Source organism: Halorubrum tibetense (assembly GCF_042661865.1).
GTDB classification, from domain to species: domain Archaea; phylum Halobacteriota; class Halobacteria; order Halobacteriales; family Haloferacaceae; genus Halorubrum; species Halorubrum tibetense.
The window spans coordinates 1-589 of record NZ_JBHSWW010000663.1 but is presented as its reverse complement, the minus strand read 5'-3'; the positions used below and the strand labels follow the sequence as shown (position 1 = coordinate 589).

1 protein-coding gene is annotated in these 589 nt (G+C 54.0%); it reads left to right on the top strand.

The window, feature by feature from the left end; all coding sequences use genetic code 11:
• On the top strand, positions 1 to 556 hold a 556-nt coding region (locus tag ACFQEU_RS17620; RefSeq protein ID WP_379784254.1), incomplete at its 5' end, for an RNA polymerase sigma factor.
• Positions 557 to 589 lie beyond the last annotated feature (33 nt).

Below are 589 nucleotides of genomic sequence, written 5' to 3'. Positions count from 1 at the left end.
CGAAGTGATGGGGCTGTTGGCACTCATGCTGCTGCATGAATCGCGCCGCCAAGCGCGTACAGATGCTCAGGGTGATATTGTTTTACTGGAAGATCAGGACCGACGCTTGTGGCACAAGCACTGTATTGCCGAAGGTACGGCGCTGGTGCGCCAAGCGCTGTTATCGCGGCGCTTTGGTTTTTATACCTTGCAGGCAGCGATAGCCGCCGTGCACGCCGAATCGGCCAGTGCGGCAGGCACAGATTGGCATCAAGTTGTCTCGCTTTATTCCGTGTTGTTGCGCGTGGAGCCGTCGCCCATTATTGAGTTAAACCGCGCTGTTGCCATTGCGATGCGCGATGGCCCCGAGGCTGGCTTACAGCTTATCGACAGCATCTTGAGCCGTGGTGAACTTATCGAATATCACTTGCTCCACGCGTCTCGAGCTGAGCTGTTGCGCCGTTCGGGTCGGCATGAGCTGGCATTGGCGGCGTTTGAACAAGCCTTGACGCTAGCCCAGCAAGAGCCTGAAAGACGCTTAATTAAACATAAAATAACCCAGCTTCTGCTCCGCTAAACGACAACCTCAATTCTTCTCTATAATATTTTT